Source organism: Bacteroidota bacterium, from assembly GCA_008933805.1.
In the GTDB taxonomy this organism is placed as follows: Bacteria; Bacteroidota; Bacteroidia; order UBA8524; family UBA8524; genus SB11.
Genome location: WBUH01000007.1, coordinates 187,580 through 210,812 on the forward strand (window position 1 = coordinate 187,580; position 23,233 = coordinate 210,812).

General features: G+C 41.6%; 19 protein-coding genes. 10 read left to right on the forward strand and 9 right to left on the reverse strand.

The window, feature by feature from the left end:
• Nucleotides 1–4: 4 nt before the first annotated feature.
• Together F9K23_09035 and F9K23_09040 are read right to left on the reverse strand one after the other, a co-directional pair.
• Nucleotides 5–859, reverse strand: coding sequence for an alpha-1,2-fucosyltransferase (locus F9K23_09035; GenBank protein ID KAB2916243.1), 855 nt, complete (start codon nt 857–859; stop codon nt 5–7).
• A 3-nt stretch (nt 860–862) separates the two neighbouring features.
• Nucleotides 863–1,636 (reverse strand): DUF268 domain-containing protein, encoded by a 774-nt coding sequence (locus tag F9K23_09040; protein KAB2916244.1) that lies wholly within the window; start codon nt 1,634–1,636, stop codon nt 863–865.
• Between the two features lie 50 nt (nt 1,637–1,686).
• On the opposite strand from F9K23_09040, the gene F9K23_09045 reads away from it, so the two are divergent.
• Entirely contained in the window at nt 1,687–3,606 is a 1,920-nt protein-coding gene (locus F9K23_09045) for a gliding motility-associated C-terminal domain-containing protein (GenBank protein ID KAB2916245.1), read from the forward strand.
• 1 nt (nt 3,607) lies between these two features.
• Here the strand turns inward: F9K23_09045 and F9K23_09050 are convergent, their stop codons facing one another.
• Complete coding sequence (locus tag F9K23_09050; protein KAB2916246.1) at nt 3,608–4,300, reverse strand: methyltransferase domain-containing protein; 693 nt, start codon at nt 4,298–4,300, stop codon at nt 3,608–3,610.
• A 10-nt stretch (nt 4,301–4,310) separates the two neighbouring features.
• A complete protein-coding gene (locus tag F9K23_09055) occupies nt 4,311–5,000 on the reverse strand; it encodes an FkbM family methyltransferase (protein KAB2916247.1) in 690 nt (229 codons plus the stop codon).
• 68 nt (nt 5,001–5,068) lie between these two features.
• Between F9K23_09055 and F9K23_09060 the strand changes: the two genes are divergently transcribed.
• Together F9K23_09060 and F9K23_09065 are read left to right on the forward strand one after the other, a co-directional pair.
• Complete coding sequence (locus tag F9K23_09060; protein ID KAB2916248.1) at nt 5,069–6,562, forward strand: hypothetical protein; 1,494 nt, start codon at nt 5,069–5,071, stop codon at nt 6,560–6,562.
• Nucleotides 6,559–7,275, forward strand: coding sequence for an SAM-dependent methyltransferase (locus F9K23_09065; GenBank protein KAB2916249.1), 717 nt, complete (start codon nt 6,559–6,561; stop codon nt 7,273–7,275). Before F9K23_09060 ends, F9K23_09065 begins: the two co-directional genes overlap by 4 nt.
• Nucleotides 7,276–7,382: 107 nt before the next feature.
• Here the strand turns inward: F9K23_09065 and F9K23_09070 are convergent, their stop codons facing one another.
• Together F9K23_09070 and F9K23_09075 are read right to left on the reverse strand one after the other, a co-directional pair.
• Complete coding sequence (locus F9K23_09070; GenBank protein KAB2916250.1) at nt 7,383–8,354, reverse strand: AAA family ATPase; 972 nt, start codon at nt 8,352–8,354, stop codon at nt 7,383–7,385.
• Between the two features lie 48 nt (nt 8,355–8,402).
• Complete coding sequence (locus F9K23_09075; protein ID KAB2916251.1) at nt 8,403–10,286, reverse strand: AAA family ATPase; 1,884 nt, start codon at nt 10,284–10,286, stop codon at nt 8,403–8,405.
• 133 nt (nt 10,287–10,419) lie between these two features.
• Between F9K23_09075 and F9K23_09080 the strand changes: the two genes are divergently transcribed.
• From F9K23_09080 to odhB, 3 genes are all read left to right on the forward strand, one after another.
• Nucleotides 10,420–10,995, forward strand: a complete 576-nt coding sequence (locus F9K23_09080) for a TetR/AcrR family transcriptional regulator (GenBank protein KAB2916269.1) — start codon at nt 10,420–10,422, stop codon at nt 10,993–10,995.
• A gap of 34 nt (nt 10,996–11,029) precedes the next feature.
• Nucleotides 11,030–12,010 (forward strand): 1,2-phenylacetyl-CoA epoxidase subunit A, encoded by a 981-nt coding sequence (gene paaA / locus F9K23_09085; GenBank protein ID KAB2916252.1) that lies wholly within the window; start codon nt 11,030–11,032, stop codon nt 12,008–12,010.
• Between the two features lie 437 nt (nt 12,011–12,447).
• Nucleotides 12,448–13,680 (forward strand): 2-oxoglutarate dehydrogenase complex dihydrolipoyllysine-residue succinyltransferase, encoded by a 1,233-nt coding sequence (gene odhB, locus F9K23_09090; protein ID KAB2916253.1) that lies wholly within the window; start codon nt 12,448–12,450, stop codon nt 13,678–13,680.
• Nucleotides 13,681–13,744: 64 nt separating this feature from the next.
• Here the strand turns inward: odhB and F9K23_09095 are convergent, their stop codons facing one another.
• Nucleotides 13,745–14,389 carry a hypothetical protein gene (locus F9K23_09095; GenBank protein KAB2916254.1) on the reverse strand — a complete coding sequence of 215 codons (645 nt, stop codon included), beginning with the start codon at nt 14,387–14,389 and terminating at the stop codon, nt 13,745–13,747.
• Between the two features lie 39 nt (nt 14,390–14,428).
• Between F9K23_09095 and F9K23_09100 the strand changes: the two genes are divergently transcribed.
• The 4 genes from F9K23_09100 to F9K23_09115 all read left to right on the forward strand — a co-directional run bounded on the left by F9K23_09100 (nt 14,429) and on the right by F9K23_09115 (nt 17,743).
• Complete coding sequence (locus F9K23_09100) at nt 14,429–15,040, forward strand: fumarylacetoacetate hydrolase family protein (protein ID KAB2916255.1); 612 nt, start codon at nt 14,429–14,431, stop codon at nt 15,038–15,040.
• A gap of 65 nt (nt 15,041–15,105) precedes the next feature.
• Nucleotides 15,106–16,791: a M23 family metallopeptidase gene (locus F9K23_09105; GenBank protein ID KAB2916256.1), complete on the forward strand. Its 1,686-nt coding sequence runs from the start codon at nt 15,106–15,108 to the stop codon at nt 16,789–16,791.
• Nucleotides 16,788–17,243 (forward strand): thioredoxin-dependent thiol peroxidase, encoded by a 456-nt coding sequence (locus F9K23_09110; protein ID KAB2916257.1) that lies wholly within the window; start codon nt 16,788–16,790, stop codon nt 17,241–17,243. Before F9K23_09105 ends, F9K23_09110 begins: the two co-directional genes overlap by 4 nt.
• 116 nt (nt 17,244–17,359) lie before the next feature.
• Entirely contained in the window at nt 17,360–17,743 is a 384-nt protein-coding gene (locus F9K23_09115; protein KAB2916258.1) for a DUF2784 domain-containing protein, read from the forward strand.
• An 863-nt stretch (nt 17,744–18,606) separates the two neighbouring features.
• On the opposite strand, the gene F9K23_09120 is transcribed toward F9K23_09115, so the two are convergent.
• Together F9K23_09120 and trpS are read right to left on the reverse strand one after the other, a co-directional pair.
• Entirely contained in the window at nt 18,607–21,930 is a 3,324-nt protein-coding gene (locus tag F9K23_09120) for a PKD domain-containing protein (protein KAB2916259.1), read from the reverse strand.
• A 296-nt stretch (nt 21,931–22,226) separates the two neighbouring features.
• Nucleotides 22,227–23,228: a tryptophan--tRNA ligase gene (trpS, locus tag F9K23_09125; GenBank protein KAB2916270.1), complete on the reverse strand. Its 1,002-nt coding sequence runs from the start codon at nt 23,226–23,228 to the stop codon at nt 22,227–22,229.
• Between the last annotated feature and the right edge of the window lie 5 nt (nt 23,229–23,233).

Here is a 23,233-nt window from a genome sequence, read left to right on the forward strand (position 1 = left end):
GGAGCTAAACTTTCAGCCACTTTTCGGGGATTATGTCATTTGAGTTGTGTTGCTTATCAGCAAACCATCTTTCGGGAGCAATGACAATTTTATTTTCATTTGGATTTAACCACGCTCCCCACCAACTGAAGCTACTGTTTGCAATAATATGGTGGTTGCACGCACTCATTAACCTGATATCTTCAAAACTGCTTTCACCCTTGTTGTGGTTAATTATCTCGTAAGGATGATTTAACGTGAGGTTTTGTTGCACCCATTCGGGCTCATCAGAAAATAAAAAGAAGTACGGGTTATCTATCACACTTTCGATGTGTTTTACCGCTCTTTCGTAGTAATCTAATCCGCAAACACCGTGTACCTTAAGGGTTTCGCTGTTGCTCACATAATCCCCTCTACGCACATGCAATGAAACAGCATTAACTGTTTTAATTTTCTCTAATAGTTCGGCGTTTTTTCCTGTTGCTTTAGTTTTAAAACTAAGCTCTTTGCGTATAACGTTTTCGTATTGTTTGAAGTATTTTTCTGACTGAAAACAGCCCTCTATGTATGTATCTCCGCTTATTTCAAAAAACTCAGGATGAATATGCACATGGGTTTCACGAAAGGTTTTTGCTGCCACATACATGTTTTTTACCCTAAAATATTTCTTTACCCAATGAAATGCAGGTTTCCTAAATCTTTCAATCACATTAAAGTGATGCAATTCGTATTGCCTAAGATTCTTTTTCCCTGTAGGTGTAGGTAAAAAATGGGTTTTATCCAAATACAACTCCGTATCCAAGCGAAGCATGTGCGCCCTTGCAGCAGCATACTGAAAAAGCTGGTTTCCTAATCCTCCTGTAAGTTGTATTATGAGCATTTATTAGATTGAAGGCGATTTTTTCACAAACCAAAAACAGCCACAGCCGTATACCTGCTTGTTTGCATCATCAGCGGTTGCGTTATCAATATACGCCTGTTGGAATTTGTAATCAGTTATTAACGAGAACTTTTTTAGTTCGAAACCCTCAAAATACTCCATGATTTGCGCATGAGTATATATGCGGTGTCCATTAAACTGTATTTGAGCTTTACCTCCAATTGGAGTAACAAATAGTAAATTACCATTAACTGCTGTTACCCGTTTTAACTCATTGATTGCTTTTAAATCGCCCATAGGGTCAATCGGGTCACCATAACGCCCTAAGCCAACGTGCTCGATAGTATGCATGCAACTGATACTTTCAATACTATTGCCTTCAAAGTGTAACTTAGTTAAATCAGCATGCTCACTTTCTAAGCCTGAAAGAGTTAACTCGGCAGGCCGATAGTCGTAAAATTTAACGGGAATGAATGCTGAAAGTTGTGTTGAAAAAGCCAATATCGATGATATATCAATATGCAGTTTAGGGTTTATTTGTGCAACCACTCTGGCTGCCCACGCAGGGTGATATGTATAATGTCTGTCGAATCCTGTGGTGCTTGTTCTATCATCTAAACAGGGGAAAAGATCTTTGGCATTTACCGTAAAACGACCGTCATTCAAACGCCTGAATTTAAGCCACTCATTAATAAAACTAAAATATGCCCCGATTCTCTTTAACCATGAAAACCTTATTATGTTTAAGAAGAAAATTTTTAGTCGATAAAGTAACATTATTATATTTTTTATAAAACGGGGCTGCCTAAATTTGTCCAGCAACCCCAATGGCAAAGTTAATACTAAGATTCTTTATAATATTCGCAATATGTGCGGGTATGTCTATAAAAACAAATGCTCAATGCTCTATCTCAACGATTAGTGATACCTCGGTTTGTTCAGCTTCCAGCGGTATCTGGCTACAAACAACTGTTTCCAATGCTATAGGTTACACATGGACACCTGCTAGTGGCTTATCAAGCACTTCTGTACCCAGTCCTATTGCTCGTCCCACAAGTACAACAAAATATATTGTAACAGCTATTATTCCTGATAATACTGAGCTTGTAACTAACGGTGATTTTGAATCAGGAAATACAGGCTTCAGTTCCTCATATACCTATAAATCCAACCCTGCGCCAGTAACAAACAACCTTTTAGAAGGACAGTATACTGTAAAAACCAATCCTAGTTCAACCCATCAATGCTTTGCTGCTTGTGGCGATAAAACTTCCGGTAATGGAAACATGATGATTTTTAATGGCTCGCAAACTGCTAATGTTTCCGTTTGGTCGCAAACTATTTCAGTAACACCAAACACTGATTATGTATTTTCGGCCTGGCTGCAAAATATTACTTGCCCTCCTTATGGTTTTAATGCTTCACTACAATTTTCAATAAACGGTAACTTAATAGGTAATATTTTTAACTCAGAAAGTACAGTTTGTAGATGGAAGCAATTTTATCAGTTGTGGAATTCTGGTAATAGCACCACTGCAATTATTTCTGTTGTCAACCAATACACCAGTGCTGATGGTAATGATTTTGCTTTAGATGATATTTCTTTCAGAAAACTATGTCCCGCAAAAGATTCTGTTACCATCACAATAGGTAAAACAGCCATTAAAAATGTTACTATTTGTAGTGGTGATAGCATTTTTTTACAAAAAGGTTACAGAAAAACAGCCGGTACATATTATGATACTGTCTCTACTGGCAGTTGCGATACCTTTGTTACTACAAATCTATCGATACTCAATAATTCTATTAACACCACTGATACTGTTCTTTGCAGCGGTGATAGTATTTATTTTGACAACAAATACTATTCTTCATCAGGTATTTACAGAGACACATTAAGTGCTGCCGGTGCTTGCTACAATATCAACATCATGAATTTGACTGTTGTAAATGAAACGTATCAAAATATAAGTAAATTGTTGTGTGGAGCAGACAGTTTTTATTTTGATAACCGATATATTAAAAGTAGTGGCACTTATTACGATACTGTTTACAGGAAGCATTGTTGGGATACTATTAAACGATTAGATTTAACAGTAAAAGCTCAGCCCATAACTTATTACACATTCAGAATTTGCCCCGGTGATAGTATTTTTTGGGAAGGGGGTTTTATTAAAGACGATACTGCGTTTTATGATACCGTTGCTGTGGCAAACAGTTGTGATTCTATTGTAATTACTACGGTTAAAGTAGTTGGAGTTCCGCCTGATTTGCCTGATACTGCTTTTTATTGTGACAATAATGTTGTGTTGGATGCAGGTATATTCAGGGGTTATTTATGGAGTGACGGAACTTCAGGCAGATATTTGAGTACCAATACGGATGGGGTTTATTGGGTGCAAATAACTGACACAAATAACTGCAGGTTTACTGATACAGCCTTAGTGCTTGAACGGTGTGAACCGCGAATTTTTGTGCCTTCTGCTTTTACACCAAACAACGACGGTAAAAACGATACTTTCAGCATCTATACGTATAATATATACGATCTTAAGTTTTTGATTTTTGACCGTTGGGGCGAAATTTTATATGAAGCCAAAGAACCGGGCTTTGTTTGGGATGCAACCTATAAAGATAAAGCTCTACCTACCGGAATATACCATTGGCTGGCATCATTCTCAGGTATTAACCGTGAAGGACGCATAGTGAAACAAACCCAGAAGGGTATGATTGTGCTAATAAGGTAGTTTATTTTTTACGTGCAAAAACCTGACCCCCGTAACTTAACAACTCGCTTGAATTTTTGCCCTTTGCACTAAGTTTAGTTAGTGACCACAGCAATAGCTGAACGCCCACCTTGCCGATAATACCTTGTTTACTACCCGTGTATTTTGCGGCAACAAAGTTTATCCTGCGGAGTTCCTGCGCTAAGTAATCAAAATAATTACCGTTTAACTTCAACTCAGTAATTTCAAAACCGTTGTTTGCAAGATGTGTCTCGTAAAAATAACGGCTAAAACCCGAATAAAAGAAATATGGGGCAAAGTGTGTAATGCTTGCAAAAGGAGCAGTAATAATAAGATAGCCTCCAGGCTTTAATAAACGTTTAAACTCACTCAATGCCGCCAAGGGGTCGGGAATATGCTCAAAAACTTCAACGCATAGTATTGCATCAAAAGAATTATCAGGCTCAGGGATGGCTGTTATGTCACTAACTATGTCAAGTTTTGTTTGATCCCAGCTTCCGGTTTGTAATCCGGTATCTCCACTTCCATCGTATTGACCAAAATCCTGTGCCACATAATTTAAATGACTACAATGCTTCTTAAACCTAAGTTCTCCTGCGCCTGCATCTAAAATGCGAGAGCCTGAAGGTATTTTTTTTAATGTATCTATTATCCATTGAACGCGAGCGCTATCATTATCCTGTCCTACTTTCATTGTCGTCGGGTTATATTTTAGATACAAAAATTGTGTTTATTTGGTTGTCTGCAAATACGTGATACCCATTTTGCTTCATTACGTCAAAAATCCCTTCTATTCTTTTAATCTGACCTGTTGGTTCAAAATAAGCGGTCTCGATGCAAAAAATTTCAGGTCTGAACTTAGAAAAATCAAAACTTCTTACAATTTCCTCGTTCCATCCTTCCACATCTAATGAAATGAAATTAGGGGTTGTTCCTTTGAAGTTTTCGCTAATAATGTTATTGACGTTTTTAAGCGGTATCTTAATTACACTTTTTATCTTAAATGTGCCCTCTTTATCCAATGCTTCTGCGTCTTCTTTTGAAAATGTATTTAGCGTATTTACACTCATCACGTAAAAATCAGCAACACTTTCTTCTCCTGATGATAAACCTACATTAAGGCAGACATCGTTTGGACGTTGAGACTTTATCACACGTACCAAGGAAGGATCGGGCTCAACACATACCCCGTTGTTTCCTTTTTTGTATAGCAAATAGGTGTTGTTGAATTTTTTTGGATGGTTAGTACCTATATCAAGGTAGGTGAGTTTGCTTAACCCCATTCGTTCAGCAATAAGTTGCACCACAATATCTTCTCCGGCTTGTGCATACGATACTTGTTTGTATGCCGCTCCGGTTATCTTTCTTAGCTTGTTTATTATTTTACCAATCATAGTTTCAGGTCGGGCAAATTTATACCTTTCACACTAAAGCATTTTCAACTTATTTTGCAAAATCATTTATGGGTATCATCATCCGGCAAAGTATTAAGGGCACTGTAGTTGTTTATACAGGCGTAGTACTTGCTTTTGTAATTAATCTTTTCATATTCCCGCTATGCTTTTCAAAAGGTGAAATTGGCCTTTTACGAGTACTGGCTGATATTGGAATGTTTATCGCCGGTATGGCTGCAGTTGGTATGCAACCCTCTGCTATTTTTAGGTTTTTTCCATACTTTCAAAACGACAGCAAAGGGCATAACGGCTTTTTTTGGCTGATAACACTTGTTCCCTTAGCCGGGTTTATTGTATTTATAGCGGTGTTCTATTTGTTTCAGGGTTTGTTCATTAAAACTTTTGGCAACGACTCTCCCCTGCTCACTCATTACTCCTACCTGCTTATCCCAATAAGTTTCGGATTGATGATGACAACATCATACGAAAGCTATGCAAATGCTAACCTTCGCATCGTAGTCCCCAAAATACTTAGGGAAATAGCCTTGCGCATCATCATCATTGCTTTTGCATTATTATACTTATACAAATACATAAACTTTGATGCCTTTTCATGGGTTTATACCCTATCATACATTGCCATTGCTGTTTTTATTCTCTTTTATATTAAAAAGCTTGGCAAACTATACTTAAACCCCATTTCATTCCCAAGTGCTGAAGTAAGAAAAGACATGATTCGTTATGGCACCTTCATGTTTTTAGGCGGGGTAGGCAGTTTGTTGGTAAACAGTATTGATGCTTTGATGATTGCAGCGAGTCCGCACGGTGATGAAAACAACGGTGTGTATTTAACAATGGTGCTGTTAGCATCGATGATTGAGTTGCCGGGCAGAAGTATCGGCCAAATCAGCGCCCCGATTGTTGCTACCCACATGAAAGATGAAAACTTGCCTGAAGTTCAAAAACTCTATCAAAGTACTTCGGTAATACAACTTAGTGTGGGATGTCTTTTGTTTACACTACTATGGTGTAATATCGACAATATTTTCGAGCTGATGCCCAACGGAAAAGAATATGCGGTAGGTAAATACTGTGTATTATTTATTGGTCTTAGCCAGCTATTTAATATGGTTACCTCGCTTAACGGAGCCATACTTGGACTATCAAAGTATTTTAAGTTTGGTTTTTATGCCATGCTGGGAATCGGTATCATTTCCGTTTTTATAAACTACCTGCTGATTTCTACCAACGGAATACTTGGTGCATCCATCGCCCGAGCGATTAACATTTTGTTGTACCAGTTTACTATCTTTTTCTTCCTCTACCTAAAAACCAAGTTATCGCCCTTTACAAAAAAATCAATACTACCGGTAGTAATTATGGGCATAGCCATGGGCATTTCATACATTATCCCTTACATGGGCAACGCCTTTATAGATACAGCCATCCGCTCACTGCTTATTATAGCTTCGTTTGTAGGCTTTAGTTTGTGGTTTAATGTCTCGCCCTACTTTAAAGAAATACTTGCTAAAGGCTTACAAAAAGTCGGAATTAAACAATGAGTACCAAAGGAACCTTATACCTAATCCCTAATTTTCTGGGAGAACCTGCCGAAAGCCCCCTTTTGGTGCCTGATGCACAGTTGGCAGTTATACGCACCCTCACTGAATTTATTGTTGAGAACGAAAAAAACGCCCGTGCTTGCCTAAAAGGACTGCAAATAAGCACTCCTCAAAACCAGCTTACCATTCATGTGTTAGACAAACACAATCCGCAACACAGCATAAACACTTACCTTAAAAATGCTGAAGGTGGCGGAAGCATAGGCTTGTTATCCGATGCCGGTGTGCCTTGCGTGGCCGACCCAGGTGCTGAGGTAGTAAAAGTGGCTCACAAAAAAGGAATACAGGTTGTACCCTTTGTAGGCCCTTCGTCGATTTTGCTGGCGATAATGGCTTCGGGGTTCAACGGGCAAAGTTTTGCTTTTCACGGGTACTTGCCCATTGATACTGCCGAAAGGGCAAAAAAACTGAAGTTCTTGGAAAAAGAATCGCGGGAACGAAAACAAACACAGGTGTTTATAGAAACTCCTTACCGCAACAACCCGCTACTGGCTGATATTATGAAGCACTGTTCACCACAAACCATGCTCTGTGTTGCCTGCAACCTAACCCTTCCCGATGAGTCTATCGTTTCTCAATCCATTGATAAATGGCTGAAAAACACCCCTGATTACCACAAAAAACCGGCTGTTTTTGTATTGTTTGGGGGTTGATTTATAGGTGGGACAGTTGGGACAATCTAAAAAACGGCGCAACCGACTCATTTAAAACAATTTAACAGCCAACAAATTATCCCAAATGCGTGGGACAAAATGGGACACTACAATGGCTTAACTCCATACTTATCCAACACACGCTTCACCTTCATTTTACTAACTCCAATACGTTCAGCGATTTTCCGCAACGACAATCGCGGGTTTTCCCGCTTCAACTTCAAAATCGAAGTCTCAGGCTCACCCAAAGGTGGTTGCAACAACTCTGCCTCCCTGCCCGTTCCCGTAAACCTAAACCCTTTAAAGTCTTTTTCTGAAACCACATCACAACAAAGCACATTAGATGCCCAATACACAATACCCTCAGTACTTTTAAACTGTATCAAGTACCGCCTGCCTGCACCATCGCCGCAAAAACCCATACCAAAAGCACTATCAGCAAACCCTGCCCAATACCTAACCCCCGCCATGTGCCTGTACAACAAACGCCCCCTGTGGCCAATACCCTGTGTATCTGTTACCACCAGCACCGATAAGTCAAGCTTGCGTTGCAATATGCGCAACCTGCTCGCAAAATAAAGTTCCTGCTTCGGGTCATAACAAGCCATATTTTTTATAGCTGTAACACTATCAATCACCAGCACCCGTGCACCGCTGTCCTTCAAAGTATTTTCAAGTGCTTCAAAATAAGCCGCACCCAAATAACTTGAATTTCCGTATAGCGGGTTAATACCCACACGAATAAAATTAGGGTCAAACACTATCCCGCCGCAACGCCGTTCAAAAACCTTCACGTCATGTTCCACATCACAAAACACCACCTTTTGCGCACCGCACTCCATGGGCATACCGCCACCGTCAACTCCCCTACTTATCGCATCGGCAATTTGAACCGCCAAAGCCGATTTACCCACCCCCTGCTCACCAAACAACAGCGCAAGCTCACCCCGTCGCCAAAAATCGCCCCATAACCTGCATACAGGTTCAACTCTTTCCCCTTTAACATAAGGCATCAATATACCCCCAACCGCCAATTCATAGCCGGTTTTCACTGTTTCCCCAAATGCATATTTCGGCATAACTTTTTTCTTTTGTAATTGGGGAAAAGAGGGTTTGAGACTTGGTTATTACATTGTATCCAAAGCCAATTGTGTATTTGCAAACTGTTGCACCCAAAAAGCGTGTTCCCTTCCTTGCTTAAAAGTTAAACTTTTAGGATCAAGATCTCTTAACTTGTTAATTTCTTCTTTAGCCTTTTCATTGAGAGACTTTAAGGCGTCTTTCCTAGTCTTTTCTGAGATATTAGCTAAATATTTCATAGGAATAAGATGTGCCTTTAATCGACTTTTTTCTATCGAATGCTGCTGACTTATAAAGTCGTTTGCTGACCATATGGCAAACAGTTCCCTTATTTGAGCTTCATCGAACACAATAAAGCCATGCTGATGTGCTTTTTCTCCAATAGGTATTTGAGAGTCTTCTACTATTAATAAAATGCCATTTTCATTTAATAGGGCAGTTATGCTTTTTATTAAATCAAGCCATTCAGAAGGGGGAATCTCGTGTAAAACGTTACATAACAATACAACATCAAAACTCCCTTTATGAACTGCCTTTAAATCAACCATTGAATTATAGTAACTATTAGATTTATGCTCATAAGCAGATGTAATTACCTCTTCACAGTAGCTTTTATTAGTAGCAAACTTATCAAACGCTACATAATCCAATGCTTGCAATAACTCTTTATTCGTTTCAACAATGTTTGCCAGTAACCTGCCTTTTCCCGCGCCGTAATCCAATAATTTTAAACTTTTATCTTTTCTAAGTCCGTCTAAAACATTTTTTATTTGGTTGGTTTGCGGGTCATCGGCACCCGTTTCCACCACAGCAGGTTCAAACAAACATTGGTACGCATATAAGTTAATAGCATATTGGGCAGGCAACCCAATAAAATCATGCAGTTTTCCAATCTGTTCTTCGTCTCCCAGCAATCCTTCCAATACCTTTTCAGGGGTAGAGCCCGCAAAACTCACTTTTCCGTCTTCCACATAATATATACTTGTTTCCGGTAACGATGCCAAATAAGCTATAATAGGCAATGAGTGTGTAGCAATCCATACTTGGCTTTCTTTAGTAGCTTCAATAATCTTATTTAATGCCTCAATTATTGCAGAAGGATGCATGTGGTTTTCGGGTTCGTCTATTGATATAATATAATTATTCAAATCTTTAGTTGTTTGATAAAGAGTAATGCAGAGCTGAAGAAGTATTGCTTGCCCATCAGATAACTTTGCATCACCAATTTTGAAACCAAAGAGACTTGCATTCCCGTTAGTATCTCTTTTAAGTTCAACACCTAAAAACTCTTTAACCCAATATTTTAAGTTTTGATATTCTATTTCCGCTTTTTCAATTTCGACTTTTTCCCCTTCAAAGCCCTCTCTTTTAACCTCATAATATCTATTTTGAATTGACTGTATGACTGGTAATACAATTGTTGGTAATTGAGGTAAGTTACCAAGTGTCAATCTGAGTGAACTCAATTGCAAATCACCATATTTTGAGTCTACAGGATCACTCATTGAAGTCACTTTTGGGATAAAGCTAATACTTCCTCTTGCTCCATGTGATGGCTTTGATAAATAACTATTCAAAAGAGCATCTAAGTTTTTTCTAGCATTTGTTATGTCTTTTGAGATTCTACCCAAAGTCTCATCTTTATTAAATGTAGTCGATCCAGGATGAAGTTTTTCTATCCTCTCAAAATTTTCTTTATTTCTATTATAATTATCTACATGGCTTGCTATAGCATTTTCTTCTCTGCTCAACTCAGCGTCCCCTATATTCCTATATACACTTGAAAACCTACTTAATTTTTCAAGAATCCGTGATTTGCCCGAACCATTTTTACCAACTAAAACAACTATTTGATTTAGCCGTCCCATTTCTATGTCAGCAATGTTATTATCGTATAACTCTTTGGGGATATAAAGTTTTGTAAAACGCATACACTTGTTAGTTTTCACAAAAATAAAATTTGTTTTCGGGTGTAACTCACTCAATTATCCCCACCACTTGACATTCTCAAACCAATCCCCTACCTTTGACTAACATACGTTAGTTATGCCCAACAGTAACGGAATTTCACGCAAAGAACAAATCACCGAAACCGCCGCGAAACTATTTAGCGAGCGGGGCTATATGGCTACCAGTATGCGCGACATAGCTGAAAAAATGGGTATTGAGGCCGCTAGCCTTTACAACCACATCAGCGGTAAAGAAGAAATACTGCACTCCATTTGCTTTGATACAGCCCATTTGTTTATAAAGGCTATTGATGAAGTGAATGATATTTATTTTGATGCGGAAAAGAAATTACGGATGGCCATACAAAACCACATTGGAATTTTAACGGCCAACCTTACCCGCTCAACCGTTTTTTTGCACGAGTGGAAATACCTTACAGGCGACAACCGCTCTGCGTTTATTGCCCTGCGTGATAAATACGAGAAAGAATTTACGGTGATATTACAAAACGGTGAGGATGAAAATTTGTTTAAAGACGTAGATAAAAAATTTGCGGTGCTAAACATACTCTCATCACTAAATTGGATTACCGAATGGTACAAGCCTACGGGAGAAATGACTCCGGAGCAGATTGCCACTAAACTTAGTGATTTTGTATTGATGGGTCTTAGCAAACCCAAACCTTACTAAATAAACTGTAACTAAAAACTGAAAACATACTACCATGTACGGAAGCGCATATATTGACCCTAACGACAAGTTTGCCAACGAGGATAACCCTGAGTTAATGGCAGAGTTTGAAGCCCGTATTGAACGTGGCGAAAAGATTGAACCAAAGGATTGGATGCCTACTGAATACCGTAAGCAATTAATTCGTATGATTGAGCAGCACGCCCATTCAGAAATTATTGGTGCGCTGCCCGAAGGTACCTGGATTACCCGCGCACCCGGTTTCCGCCGCAAATTGGCGTTGATGGCTAAGGTGCAAGACGAGGTAGGTCACGCTCAGTTATTGTACAGTGCTGCCGAAACGCTTGGTAAAAGCCGCGAGGACATGATTAATGACCTTATCAACGGTAAATCAAAATACTCAAACATATTTAACTACCCTGCATATACTTGGGCGGATAGTGCCGTAATAGCATGGCTGGTGGACGCAGGCGCAATTATTAACCAAGTGGCGAACTCTAAAGGTTCTTACGGCCCATATTGCCGTGCTTTGGACAGGATTTGTGCCGAAGAATCGTTTCACTTGAAATACGGACACGATAACGTGGTGTATTTGGCTACGGGCACTAAAACTCAACGCCAAATGGTGCAAGAAGCGCTTACCCGTTGGTGGCCTCCGTTGATGCACTTCTTCGGGCCATCGGATAAAATTTCGGTGCATACTGAGAAGCTGATGAAGTGGAAGGTGAAAATGGCTACTAACGATGATATGCGCCAGCAATTCTTAAACATGTACGTTCCAAAAATTTGGGACTTGGGCTTGGTGATACCCGACCCCTTGTTGCGCAAAAACGAGGAAACCGGCAAATGGGATTATACTGAACCCGATTGGGAAGAATTTAAACGTGTAATCAACGGCGACGGTCCTTGCAACAAAGAGCGTCTTGCCGTGCGCCGCACAGCCGAAGAAAAAGGTCGTTGGGTACGCGCAGCACTTGCCAATGCTGACGCACAATACGTAGCACCGCTTTCGTAATGAAAAAGAAAAAAACGTTGATGTTTATTATCATCGGGGTGGTAAATGTATTGGTGATACTTGGCCTTTACATTTTTATGACCTACTACGCCGATGATTTTATGATGCGTTAATCCTAACGCTTCTATATGCTACTAAGGCGCAAAGACACTAAGTGTTTTTGCGCTTTTTTATTTGGTGTTTGTCGGAGCTGATTTGATGTCGTAGGATTAAAATCCTACGCTATCGCAATTACGTTATGGTGAGGACTTAAGTCCTCACCATAACGTAATTGTAACAGGGATGGGTTTCAACCCGTCCCAATGAAACGGCAAATACTTGGCCTTTGTGATTAAAATTCTGCTTAAAAGCTCCGCTTATTTGCAAACTCACACTTAACAAACACATCATTTTTGAACGTAATTCCCTAATTTCGCACAAAATTTAAAATAACCCCGATGGCTTTAGATATTAAAGTACCTACCGTAGGCGAATCGATAACAGAAGTTACCCTTACCAGTTGGTTGAAAAAAGATGGTGATTATGTGGAAATGGATGAAGTGCTGTGCGAGCTTGAGAGTGATAAAGCAACGTTTGAATTGAATGCCGAGGCGGCAGGTGTATTGAAAATAACCGCTGCCGAAGGTGATACTATTGAAATTGGTGCCATTATAGGCAGCATTGATACATCGGCGGCTAAACCTGCCGGAGCAGCTCCTGCCCCTGAAAAGAAAGAGGAGAAAAAAGCCGAACAGCCTAAGGCTGAAAGCAAACCTGTTGAAAAAGCAGCAGAAACCAATGCTACTTATGCTTCGGGCACTGCTTCTCCATCGGCACAAAAAATACTTTCGGAAAAAGGCGTTGATCCTGCTACTGTGAAAGGTACAGGCAAAGACGGCCGCATCACCAAAGCGGATGCCATGGCTGCTAAACTTAGCATCACTACAAATGATGAGAAGAGCCGCAACAACCGTCGCGAAAAAATGACCAACCTGCGCAAGGCGGTTGCTAAACGTTTGGTGTCGGTGAAAAACGAAACGGCCATGCTTACTACCTTTAATGAGGTGAACATGAAGCCGATTATGGATTTGCGCGCTAAACATAAAGACAAGTTTAAAGAGGCACACGGCATCAACTTAGGCTTTATGTCGTTCTTCGTGAAGGCGGTATGCAATGCATTGAAAGAATTTCCTTCGGTAAATGCACAAATCGACGGCGAAGAAATTGTATTCAATGATTTCTGCGACGTTTCTATCGCGGTATCAGCCCCTAAAGGCTTGGTAGTTCCTGTGGTACGTAATGCTGAGGCCATGACGTTTGCCGAGATTGAGGCGGATATTGCCCGTCTTGCAACCCGTGCCCGTGATAATAAACTTTCGATTGAAGAAATGACAGGCGGAACCTTCACCATCACCAACGGTGGTGTGTTTGGCTCGCTAATGTCAACACCGATTATCAATCCTCCGCAATCGGCCATTTTGGGTATGCACAACATTGTTGAACGCCCGATTGTGCTTGACGGACAAATTGTAGCCCGCCCGATGATGTACATTGCCCTTTCATACGACCACCGTATTATCGACGGTCGCGAATCGGTTAGTTTCTTGGTGCGTGTAAAACAACAATTAGAAAACCCAATGCAATTACTAACCGGTGGTAAAGACCCCGGCGCATTTTTGCTAGGCTTATAAGCTCATAAACGTTTTTAAGTTTAAAAGTCCCGCGGGTAGAAATACTTAGCGGGATTTTTTTTGCTTAGAAAAAGGGGATAAACGGAATGGTGAACCCAACAGCGGAAAACATCAACATTAAAATTGCAAAAATGAGTATGGACAGAAATATTGTTCCTAAAGCTACCCCCGCTATTGCTGACGCCCTGTTTTTATACTTTTCAGGTTCTGCATCCATTTCTCGTAAAGCCTCCATTCCCCGCCTTATCGCAATGATTGCAAACGCAATAGAAAAAGCAATTCCAAGAATAGGTATCAAAATTACAACGTAAGCACCTATGCCATACCCTAAACTACCAATAGCTTTTTTGTTTGGCTTAGGATTCTCCTCATTCTCTGTTATTATTGTTGCTACGGCTGATTGAGACTCGTTTTCTTCGTTCGTAATTACATGCAGAACTGAACCTGACTTGTTACTTACAGGCATTGAAATGGACTGAGGTAAAGCTGTATCGTTATAATTTGTTACTGAAATGCCCGAAGCTTTGTTTGCCAATTTTTCAGGTTGCTTAACCAATTGTTTTCGGCTACGATGTACTTTCTCGGTTACATCCTCCCCTCCCCGCTTCACATAGCCATAATGTCCGTAGCGGCTGCCCGTGCAAGCTGCAAACAAAATAACAAACAAGCTAGCTACAACTACCGGTTTCATAGTTTTGGTAAATATCACCCAAACTATCCGTAAACTTTTTGCAATATTTGCAAGCATATGAAATTTATTTGCATAGGCCGCAACTATGCCGACCACGCCAAAGAACTGAAAAACGACGTTCCTGCTGAACCCGTTATTTTTCTTAAACCTGATACTGCCCACCTGCGCAACAACTTGCCGTTTTACATCCCTTCGTTTAGCAATGATGTGCACCACGAGCTTGAGTTGGTAATACGTATTGACAAGCACGGTAAAAAAATTGAAGAACGCTTTGCCCACAAATATTATAACGAAATTACTGTGGGTATTGACTTTACCGCCCGTGATAAGCAAAGCGAGCTAAAAGCAAAAGGCTTACCGTGGGAACTGGCTAAAGCTTTTGATTACTCGGCTGCTGTGGGGAACATGGTGGATAAAACCCGCTTTGCCGATTTGCAAAACCTAAACATACAGTTGCTAAAAAACGGGCAGCTGGTGCAAAACGGTAATACGGCTGATATGCTGTTTAATATCAACAAAATAATCAGTTTTGTATCTCAATACATCACGCTTAAAAAAGGAGATTTTATTTTCACAGGTACTCCTGCCGGAGTGGGCCCCGTTGCCATAGGCGACCGCCTGCAAGGCTTTCTAGAAAACGAAATGCTGTTTGATTTCGAAATAAAGTAAGCCTATCAACACCTGTGTATATATAACCCTGCCAAATACGGCATGGTAAATGTATTTTGCTAAGTATGAAGCGTTGGATAGTGTGTTTACTTACAATCGTAGCGGGGGTTGCTGCAAAAGCGCAAAACTACCCCACCGGATATTTCCGCTCACCCATTGATACTACCCTTTATCTTTCGGCCAATTTTGGTGCTGTAAGGGGTAATCATTTTCACTCAGGTATAGATATTAAAACCTTTGGCAAAGAGGGGCTTCCCGTTGTGGCCGCCGCCGATGGATACATTGTCCGTATAAAAGTTTCGCCCTTTGGTTATGGCAGGGCGTTATATATGAATCACCCCAACGGATACACCACAGTGTATGCACACTTGCAACGCTTTAGTCCCTTGCTGGATAGCATAGTGCGTGCCGAGCAATACCGCCAAAAAAGTTTTGATGTTGAGATGTTCCCGCAAAGAGCTTTATACAGCTTCAAAAAAGGCGACACTATTGGATTCTCAGGCAATAGCGGGGGCTCTACTGGGCCTCACCTGCACTTTGAAATACGCGATACCAAAAGCGAAGAAATTATAGACCCCTTGCTGTTCGGTCTACCCATACAAGACAGTTACTCACCCCGTTTGGCAAAGAGTTATTTGGTGTATGAGATAGATGAAGATTTTAAACACAAAAACGGCCACTACCCTTATGTTGAAGTAAAGCAAAAAACTGACGATACAGTGAAGGTGCGTCCGGGTAATTATGCCTTTGCCGCTTGGGGCGAGGATTTTATAAACGAACCAAACGACGGGGTACACATTAATTATTTAGACGTATTGGCCAACGGAGAGAAGATTTTCGGGTGCGGGATTGACCGTTTTGCCTTTGACGATACCCGAATGGTAAACGCCCACATTGAATACAGCGATTATAAAAACAATAGCAACCGCTGGCACAAGTGTTTTGTTGACGATGGTAACCAAATGCCGTTTTACGACCCATTGCCCAAGGCAGCCGTTAAGCTATCACAGGGTGAAACTAAAGCAATAGCCATCAGAGCCTACGATTTAGCAAGCTTTGCAGATACCATCAAAATATTGTTACAGGGCGATACCAACCAGCAGGCGTTTATGGCTTTCTTTCCGCAAACAAAAAGCACCACGTATGCCTACTCTTCAAAAAATTATACGTACACCGGCAGCGGCTACAGCTTCACTTTGCCTAAAGGGGCTTTGTATGATACCATTGTTGTTACTTCAAAAATTACTCCTGCTAAAAGAAAAGGATTGTACGCAGGCTATATCAGTGTGATGGATGCCAATGTACCTTTGCACAAATCGTTCAGCATTTCCATCACCCCAAAAAATACAAAAGCCCTTGATGTTGAAAAACTGGTGGTGGTGCGCCTTACGGGCAAAGGACTGAAATACATGAGCAGCGAAGGCGGCAGCTACCAAAACGGAACGGTGACAGCCAACAGCAAAACCTTTGGTATTTTTAGTGTAGCGTATGATGATATACCGCCTGTGGTTGACCGTTTTAAAGTGCGTGACAGCCTTGTATCAGTGCGCATTACAGATGCCCTGAGCGGGATTGAGAGTTATAATGCCTACATTGACGGTAATTGGTGGCTGATGGAATACGATGCCAAAGACGATATGCTGTACGGAATTTTGCCAAAAGAAATGACCGCAGGAAAACATGATTTCAAATTGATTGTTACTGATAAAAAGAAAAACACTACAGCGCTGCTGCAAACCATAGAACGATGACAGAATTGAAAGAAGGCGATAAGGCCCCCTATTTTAGCTTAAACAACCAAAACGGAAAAACCGTTACCCTTGATAGCCTGAAAGGTAAAAAAGTAGTGTTGTACTTTTACCCCCAAGACAGCACCCCAACTTGCACCGTTGAAGCCTGCAACCTGCGCGATAACCATGCAAAACTGAAAAAAGCAGGATACACCATATTGGGCATAAGCCCCGATAGTGAGCAAAAGCACCGCAACTTTATAGCCAAGCAAAACCTACCCTTTGATTTGCTGGCCGATACCGAAACCAAAATGGTGCAGGATTATGGCGTGTGGGCTGAAAAAACATTGTTTGGCCGTACCTATATGGGCGTTTTACGTACCACCTTTTTGTTGGATGAAAACGGCATTATCACTGAAATAATCCGCAAAGTGGTATCAAAAGATCACGCCAAACAGATACTTAAAAAGTAAGCCCTCCGAGCCTGCCAAGGATTACTGAGCTTGTCGAAGTATCCTGAGCCTGTCGAAAAGTCCTGAGCTTGCCGAAGGACAAATACCAAACCGACACGCATCAGCGTTATCCGGTTATGTTGGCATTCTTAAACGTTTTCTTCTTCGTTTTCCATACCGTATTCATGTTATTTAATATGTTCGGCTGGATATGGCCGCGCTTGCGCCGTTGGCATTTATACGGACTTGCCCTTACCTATTCGTCGTGGTTTATTTTGGGCATTTGGTACGGCATGGGCTATTGTGCCTGCACCGATTTGCATTGGGACATTCGCCGCCAAATGGGCATTATTGATACCAGCGAATCTTACACCCACTTCCTTATTTTAAAAATCACGGGATTAAACCTCAATCAGGTATTGGTAGATTACATTACGCTGGGTACTATGGTAGCTGCCACCATTATCAGTATTGTACTTGCAGTGCGTGATAGGAAAAAGAAAGTAACCGGTAAGGTTTAATAGCTGGCGCACTTTCCTCTGTCCTGCTGAACAATAGTGAAGCATCTTATTAGACTCTGTTAACACATTTCAAATAAGGTTCTTCGCTGCGGTCAGAAAGACAGTCCATATCAACCATCATAGCTTTGCGCAAGCTTTCCCCTATCAAGGGGAAATACAAAGGAGTGTCGCACTACACACTCCTTCGGCAGGCTCAGGATGGGCAACCGCACTCGTACGTCTATCGTCATTGCGATAAAACCGTCTTCGGTTTAGAAGCAATCCTTTTACAAGTCAACAGTTTTTAGAATTTCTTGTTTAGAATTTAGAATTTTAACCGCCTGTGTGCAAGCTTTCCCCTATCAAGGGGAAACACAAAGGGGTATCGCCCTACACACTCCTTCGGCAGGCTCAGGATGGGCAACCGCACTGTACCCGCATTCCGTCATTGCGATAAAACCGTTTTCGGGTTTAGAAGCAATCCGTTTACAATCAACAGTTTTTAGAATTTCTTGTTTAGAATTTTAACCGCCTGTGCGCCAGCTTTCCCCTATCAAGGGGAAATACAAAGGGGTGTCGCCCTACACACTCCTTCGACAGGCTCAGGATGGGCAACCGCACTGTACCCGCATTCCGTCATTGCGATAAAACCGTCTTCGGGTTTAGAAGCAATCCGTTTGTATTGATTAGGTGAAATTACTTTGTGAAACCTTGCAATGACTGGGTTTACTGTCATGCTGAACGATAGTGAAGCACCTTATTAGACTCTGTTAACACATTTCAAATAAGGTTCTTCCCTGCGGTCAGAAAGACAGTCTATATCAACCATCATAGCTTTGCGCAAGCTTTCCCCTATCAAGGGGAAACACAAAGGGGTGTTAGCCTTATTGCTTAATGAATTTATGTATGTACGATGTGCCTTGCATAGTAATTACTTCAACGGTATAAAAACCTTTGGCCAACAATGAAACGTTGTAGGTATTCCCCTGAATGAGTTGTATCGTAACTGCTCTGCCCGATACATCGCGGCAAACAACTTGCCCAATCGTTTCCAAACTTTCAACAGTTACAACATCCGTTGCAGGATTGGGATATACCGCTATCCCTTGTTTAGAGGCCACTTCATCAATCCCCACAGGACTAATCCCCACTGTAAACTCAATGGTATCGCCCACACAGCCAAAAACGGTAGTGGCTACCACCCGCAGTTTACCTACAGGACCGTTATTCCACACTACAGTTATCTGCGGGGTGCCGTTTCCACTTTGCAACGTGCCGCCATCAACCCACCAGCTATAAAAAGTACCCGCCGACGGGGTTACTTGATATACTTGGGTGCTTCTGCCCAATACGAAACTGCTTCCTTGTATCACAGGGGTATCGGGTTGAGGAAATACACGCACAAGTGTTGCTGTTGAATCAGAGCAACCTATATCGTTTATCACTTTATGCCAAACGATATAACTACCTGCCGCAGCGTATGTTTTAACAGCATCAGCGGTGGTATCGGGGTTTGCGGTTCCCATTTCCCCAAAATGCCAACCGTACTTCACAATCGTTCCCTTTGATGTATCTGTAAACTTAAACTTATTGTCTTTCAGACACATTTGAACATTATCTGTCATAAACCCGCTAACAGGGGTTTGCAATACTATTACTGTTGCTGAATCGCTGTTACTGCAATTGTTAGCTGCCCTTACCTTAAGTTCCACCTTATAAATGCCGTCATTTGCGTAGCTGTGCGTAGGGTGTTGCAGGGTAGATTTGATATTATCACCAAAATCCCACAGCCAATCTACAGCCGCATCCGTACTATCGGTAAAGCCAAATAAATTTCCCAAACGGCATTGTGCAGTATCATTTATAAGAAAACGAACATCGGGCTTTGCTTTAACAGTGATGGCCGCGCTTGTCAGGGTATCGGCAGGCATAGATGATATTACCTGTATTCTGTAATTATACCCCGGCGGTAAATTTTCGGGAAGGCGAAAAGTAAAACTGTCTGAACCCTGTAGGTAGTTTTTATCCAGTGCAATTGCTGGTTGGGTTTTACTAAACTCCCCTACGCTATCGCTTAGATATGCTGTAAAAGTATTGCCTGTATCTAATTGTGTAATTACCGTATAATCTATCCTAACGTTTTCACCGGGGCAAAGCTGCTGTTTCACAATGGGCTGTAAACGGGCAGCCTTGGGAGAAAATTTCACCAAATACGCATCGGTTACACTGTCTTTTGTATTCTGATGTCCGTCTTTTGCAATATCCGAACTGGTGGTAGTACCGCACAAATACAACAACCCAGCAGTATCAATGGCTACAAAACCATCTTCCTCCGCATCACCTCCTACGTACATGCCCCAATCAAGGGCTCCGCTTGCAGTGTGTTTCACTACAAAAGCATCGGCTCCCCCTTGCAATGTATTGCCGGCCTGCCCGAATGAAATGCCGGCTGTGCTTCGGGTCTTTCCGCTCACATATACGTTGCTCTTGTTATCTGTTACTATTTTCAGCGCCTCATCGTCGTCGTATCCGCCATAGTAAGTGCTCCATACAGGCGTTCCGCTACTATCTGCTTTTGCAATATAAATATCACCCAACCCTGCTATGGTATTGCGGTAACCGCCGTTTGCTACCTGCGATTTACTATACGTAAGCCCTGTAAAATATAAATTGCCTTCGCCATCGGTTGTAAAGTCTTTTACATCATCGTATTCAGTCCCTCCAAAATAAGTACCCCAAATACGATTGCCGTTGCTGTTAAACTTCACCAAAAAAGCATCCTTCACGCCCGAAAAAGTATTTTTATGACCATTTTCGGCAATATCGGTACTGCTTTCCGTATGACCTGCCAAATACACTTCGCCTGCGGGCCCTGTGGCTACAATACCGTATTCGTGGCTAAAAAGTCCACCATAGTAAGTCGCCCAACGCAAAATTCCGTTCCTGTCAAATTTGGCTAAAAAGGCATCGGGCAATACATCGTCGTTATAACTGTTCAAAAAACCATTAAAGCCTATTCCTGTAGGACTTGTAGTAGAGCCTGACAGATATATATCCCCGTCGCTTCCTACCGCACAACCATAGGCCAACTCATCGTTGTAGCCTCCAAAATAAGTAGCCCAAAAACGCACCCCGCTGCTATCAAATTTCACCAAAAAAGCATCCTTATCACTGGCTTTCCCCTTGCCCCCCTTTTGGGTTTGGTGCCCGCCAAATGCAATCAACGAATCACTTTGAGTAGTGCCGCACAGATAAAACCCTGCTGCCGAGTATGGGGTAATTTTAGTAAGCCTGTCGTTATTCTCACCGCCGTAATACGTAGCCCACAAACGGTTGCCGTATTTATCAAACTTGGCTATAAAAGCATCACAGTTATCAGTGCGGGTATTTTGGTGGCCGTTTTGGGCAATCACATGATCGCTAAACGTATTACCGCCCAAATACACATTACCGTCCACATCCGTATATACCGAAGTAGCTTCATCGTTTTTAGTGCCGCCGTAATACGTGCCCCAAATTTTTATCACGGGGTCAATAGTCAGCGTCAGGTACGGATGAAAACCTAGGTCAAATGCAAATCCCACTGTAGTTCCCGCAAGCACGTACTTAGATTTTATCTCCCCTGTCCTTTGGTAAGAAACAGGAGCAGCCTCGGTAATGTTACCCAACGGAGTTTTTATGATTAACTCGTTTTGGGGTGATAAAAAAACTGAGTCAGCCCCTTTGTAGTTGATTTTTATTTGATTGGGATTACCTCCGGGATGGACTACAAAATCGTATTCAAGCAACCCGTTATTATCATACAACACCACATCTGTAAACGGATAAATGTTATGTAGTACCACCCTTTTATAGGTTTTTACCCCCATAATTCCTTGAGGGCAATGCGAAAGATAAAAGTTTTCGTGACCCTGAGCCTCCTCCCCTATTGATAAGCCCTTTTCGGCAACACCCTGCCACTCAACATCCAGGCGGTAAGTAGTAGTTTTGTTATTAAATACGTAATTGATTCCCTTACGGGTGATGTATGCTGTAGCCCCGTTTAGCTTGGCAGTATATAATATTGTTGCGTCAGGAATGCCGTTTTCATCGGTTATCTGTCCCTTGTTTTCAGTGAAACGAATTGTACCTGATAACGATTGGGCGTAGAGTTGGCCACATCCCATAAGAAATGCCAGCACTACCAGTAAAGTATAGGGTTTATACATCAGTAATTAAAAAACTATCCCAACAACTGACATAAAAATAGACTAAAAAGCGGGGCGTAACTTACTGAAAACGTATATTATGACACAAAGATTACAAAGCCCCTCGGCAGGAACAGAGGCCTCGGCTCTTGCAGCTGTTATGCTGAACGATAGTGAAGCGCCTTATTCCATTTTGCTAATACATTTGAAATAAGGTTCTTCCCTGCGGTAAAAATGACACGGGATTGAGCTATCGGTCAATCATCAAAAGGGAAATACAAGGGAAGTTATCAAACATCGGGGTTGCCCCCTACCGCTTAATAAAACTTACCAAAACCAATGAGCCTGCGTACTTCTTTGATGGTAGCTTGAGCACTTTCACGGGCTTTTTCAGTACCTGTTTTCAGTGCATTGGCTATGTAGGTATCGTCGTTGCTAATTGCCTCCATTTTCTCACGAATTGGGGCTACAAACGCATCCATATCTTCGGCAATCTGCATTTTAAAATCACCGTAGCGTATGGCACAGGTATTATACAAATTATCGAAATGAGCATAGGTTTCTGGTTTTGAAACCAGCTTCATCAAATCAAACAGGTTTTGTATCGGTTCGGGCTTGGCTTGGTTGGGTTCAGTAGGGCCGCTATCGGTTACCGAGCGTTTCATCTTTTTGATAATCTCGTCGCGGGTGTCTTGCAAAAATATCGAAGTATGGTCACCGTTACTTTTGCTCATCTTGCCCTTGCCGTCCAAACTGGGCACTTTCACCAACTCGTTACCAAAGTTATATGCTTGCGGTTCGGGGAAAAACTCCTCGCCATACAAATGGTTAAAACGGTTCCCGAAGGTGCGGGCCATTTCCAAATGTTGCTCTTGGTCTTTGCCTACAGGCACATACGCTGCACGGTGAATGATAATGTCCGCCGCCATCAGTACGGGGTAGGTTAGCAAACCAGCGTTTATATTATCGGGCTGAGTTTTAGCCTTGTCTTTGAAGGTAGTTACACGTTCCAATTCACCTTTATAGGCAAGCATATTCAGGTACAGGTACAACTCTGCAATTTCAGGTATATCGCTCTGTATGTACAATGTAGCCACGTTAGGGTCGATACCGCAAGCAAGGTATTCAACCAGTACATTGCGAACGCTGCTGCGTAAATCGGCAGGAGTTGGGTGCGTGGTGAGCGAGTGCCAATCAGCAATAAAAAAGTAGCAATTGTGTTGCTCCTGCATTTTTAAAAAATTGACAATGGCACCAAAATAGTTGCCCAAGTGCAGTTTTCCTGTGCTGCGTATACCGCTAACCACTATTTCCTTCATAGGGG

Coding starts and splice junctions, on each gene's coding strand:
- F9K23_09035 (KAB2916243.1), bottom strand. CDS start 859: ATGCTCATAATACAACTTACAGGAGGATTAGGAAACCAGCTTTTTCAG.
- F9K23_09040 (KAB2916244.1), bottom strand. CDS start 1,636: ATGTTACTTTATCGACTAAAAATTTTCTTCTTAAACATAATAAGGTTT.
- F9K23_09045 (KAB2916245.1), top strand. CDS start 1,687: ATGGCAAAGTTAATACTAAGATTCTTTATAATATTCGCAATATGTGCG.
- F9K23_09050 (KAB2916246.1), bottom strand. CDS start 4,300: ATGAAAGTAGGACAGGATAATGATAGCGCTCGCGTTCAATGGATAATA.
- F9K23_09055 (KAB2916247.1), bottom strand. CDS start 5,000: ATGATTGGTAAAATAATAAACAAGCTAAGAAAGATAACCGGAGCGGCA.
- F9K23_09060 (KAB2916248.1), top strand. CDS start 5,069: ATGGGTATCATCATCCGGCAAAGTATTAAGGGCACTGTAGTTGTTTAT.
- F9K23_09065 (KAB2916249.1), top strand. CDS start 6,559: ATGAGTACCAAAGGAACCTTATACCTAATCCCTAATTTTCTGGGAGAA.
- F9K23_09070 (KAB2916250.1), bottom strand. CDS start 8,354: ATGCCGAAATATGCATTTGGGGAAACAGTGAAAACCGGCTATGAATTG.
- F9K23_09075 (KAB2916251.1), bottom strand. CDS start 10,286: ATGCGTTTTACAAAACTTTATATCCCCAAAGAGTTATACGATAATAAC.
- paaA (KAB2916252.1), top strand. CDS start 11,030: ATGTACGGAAGCGCATATATTGACCCTAACGACAAGTTTGCCAACGAG.
- odhB (KAB2916253.1), top strand. CDS start 12,448: ATGGCTTTAGATATTAAAGTACCTACCGTAGGCGAATCGATAACAGAA.
- F9K23_09100 (KAB2916255.1), top strand. CDS start 14,429: ATGAAATTTATTTGCATAGGCCGCAACTATGCCGACCACGCCAAAGAA.
- F9K23_09105 (KAB2916256.1), top strand. CDS start 15,106: ATGAAGCGTTGGATAGTGTGTTTACTTACAATCGTAGCGGGGGTTGCT.
- F9K23_09110 (KAB2916257.1), top strand. CDS start 16,788: ATGACAGAATTGAAAGAAGGCGATAAGGCCCCCTATTTTAGCTTAAAC.
- F9K23_09115 (KAB2916258.1), top strand. CDS start 17,360: ATGTTGGCATTCTTAAACGTTTTCTTCTTCGTTTTCCATACCGTATTC.
- F9K23_09120 (KAB2916259.1), bottom strand. CDS start 21,930: ATGTATAAACCCTATACTTTACTGGTAGTGCTGGCATTTCTTATGGGA.
- trpS (KAB2916270.1), bottom strand. CDS start 23,228: ATGAAGGAAATAGTGGTTAGCGGTATACGCAGCACAGGAAAACTGCAC.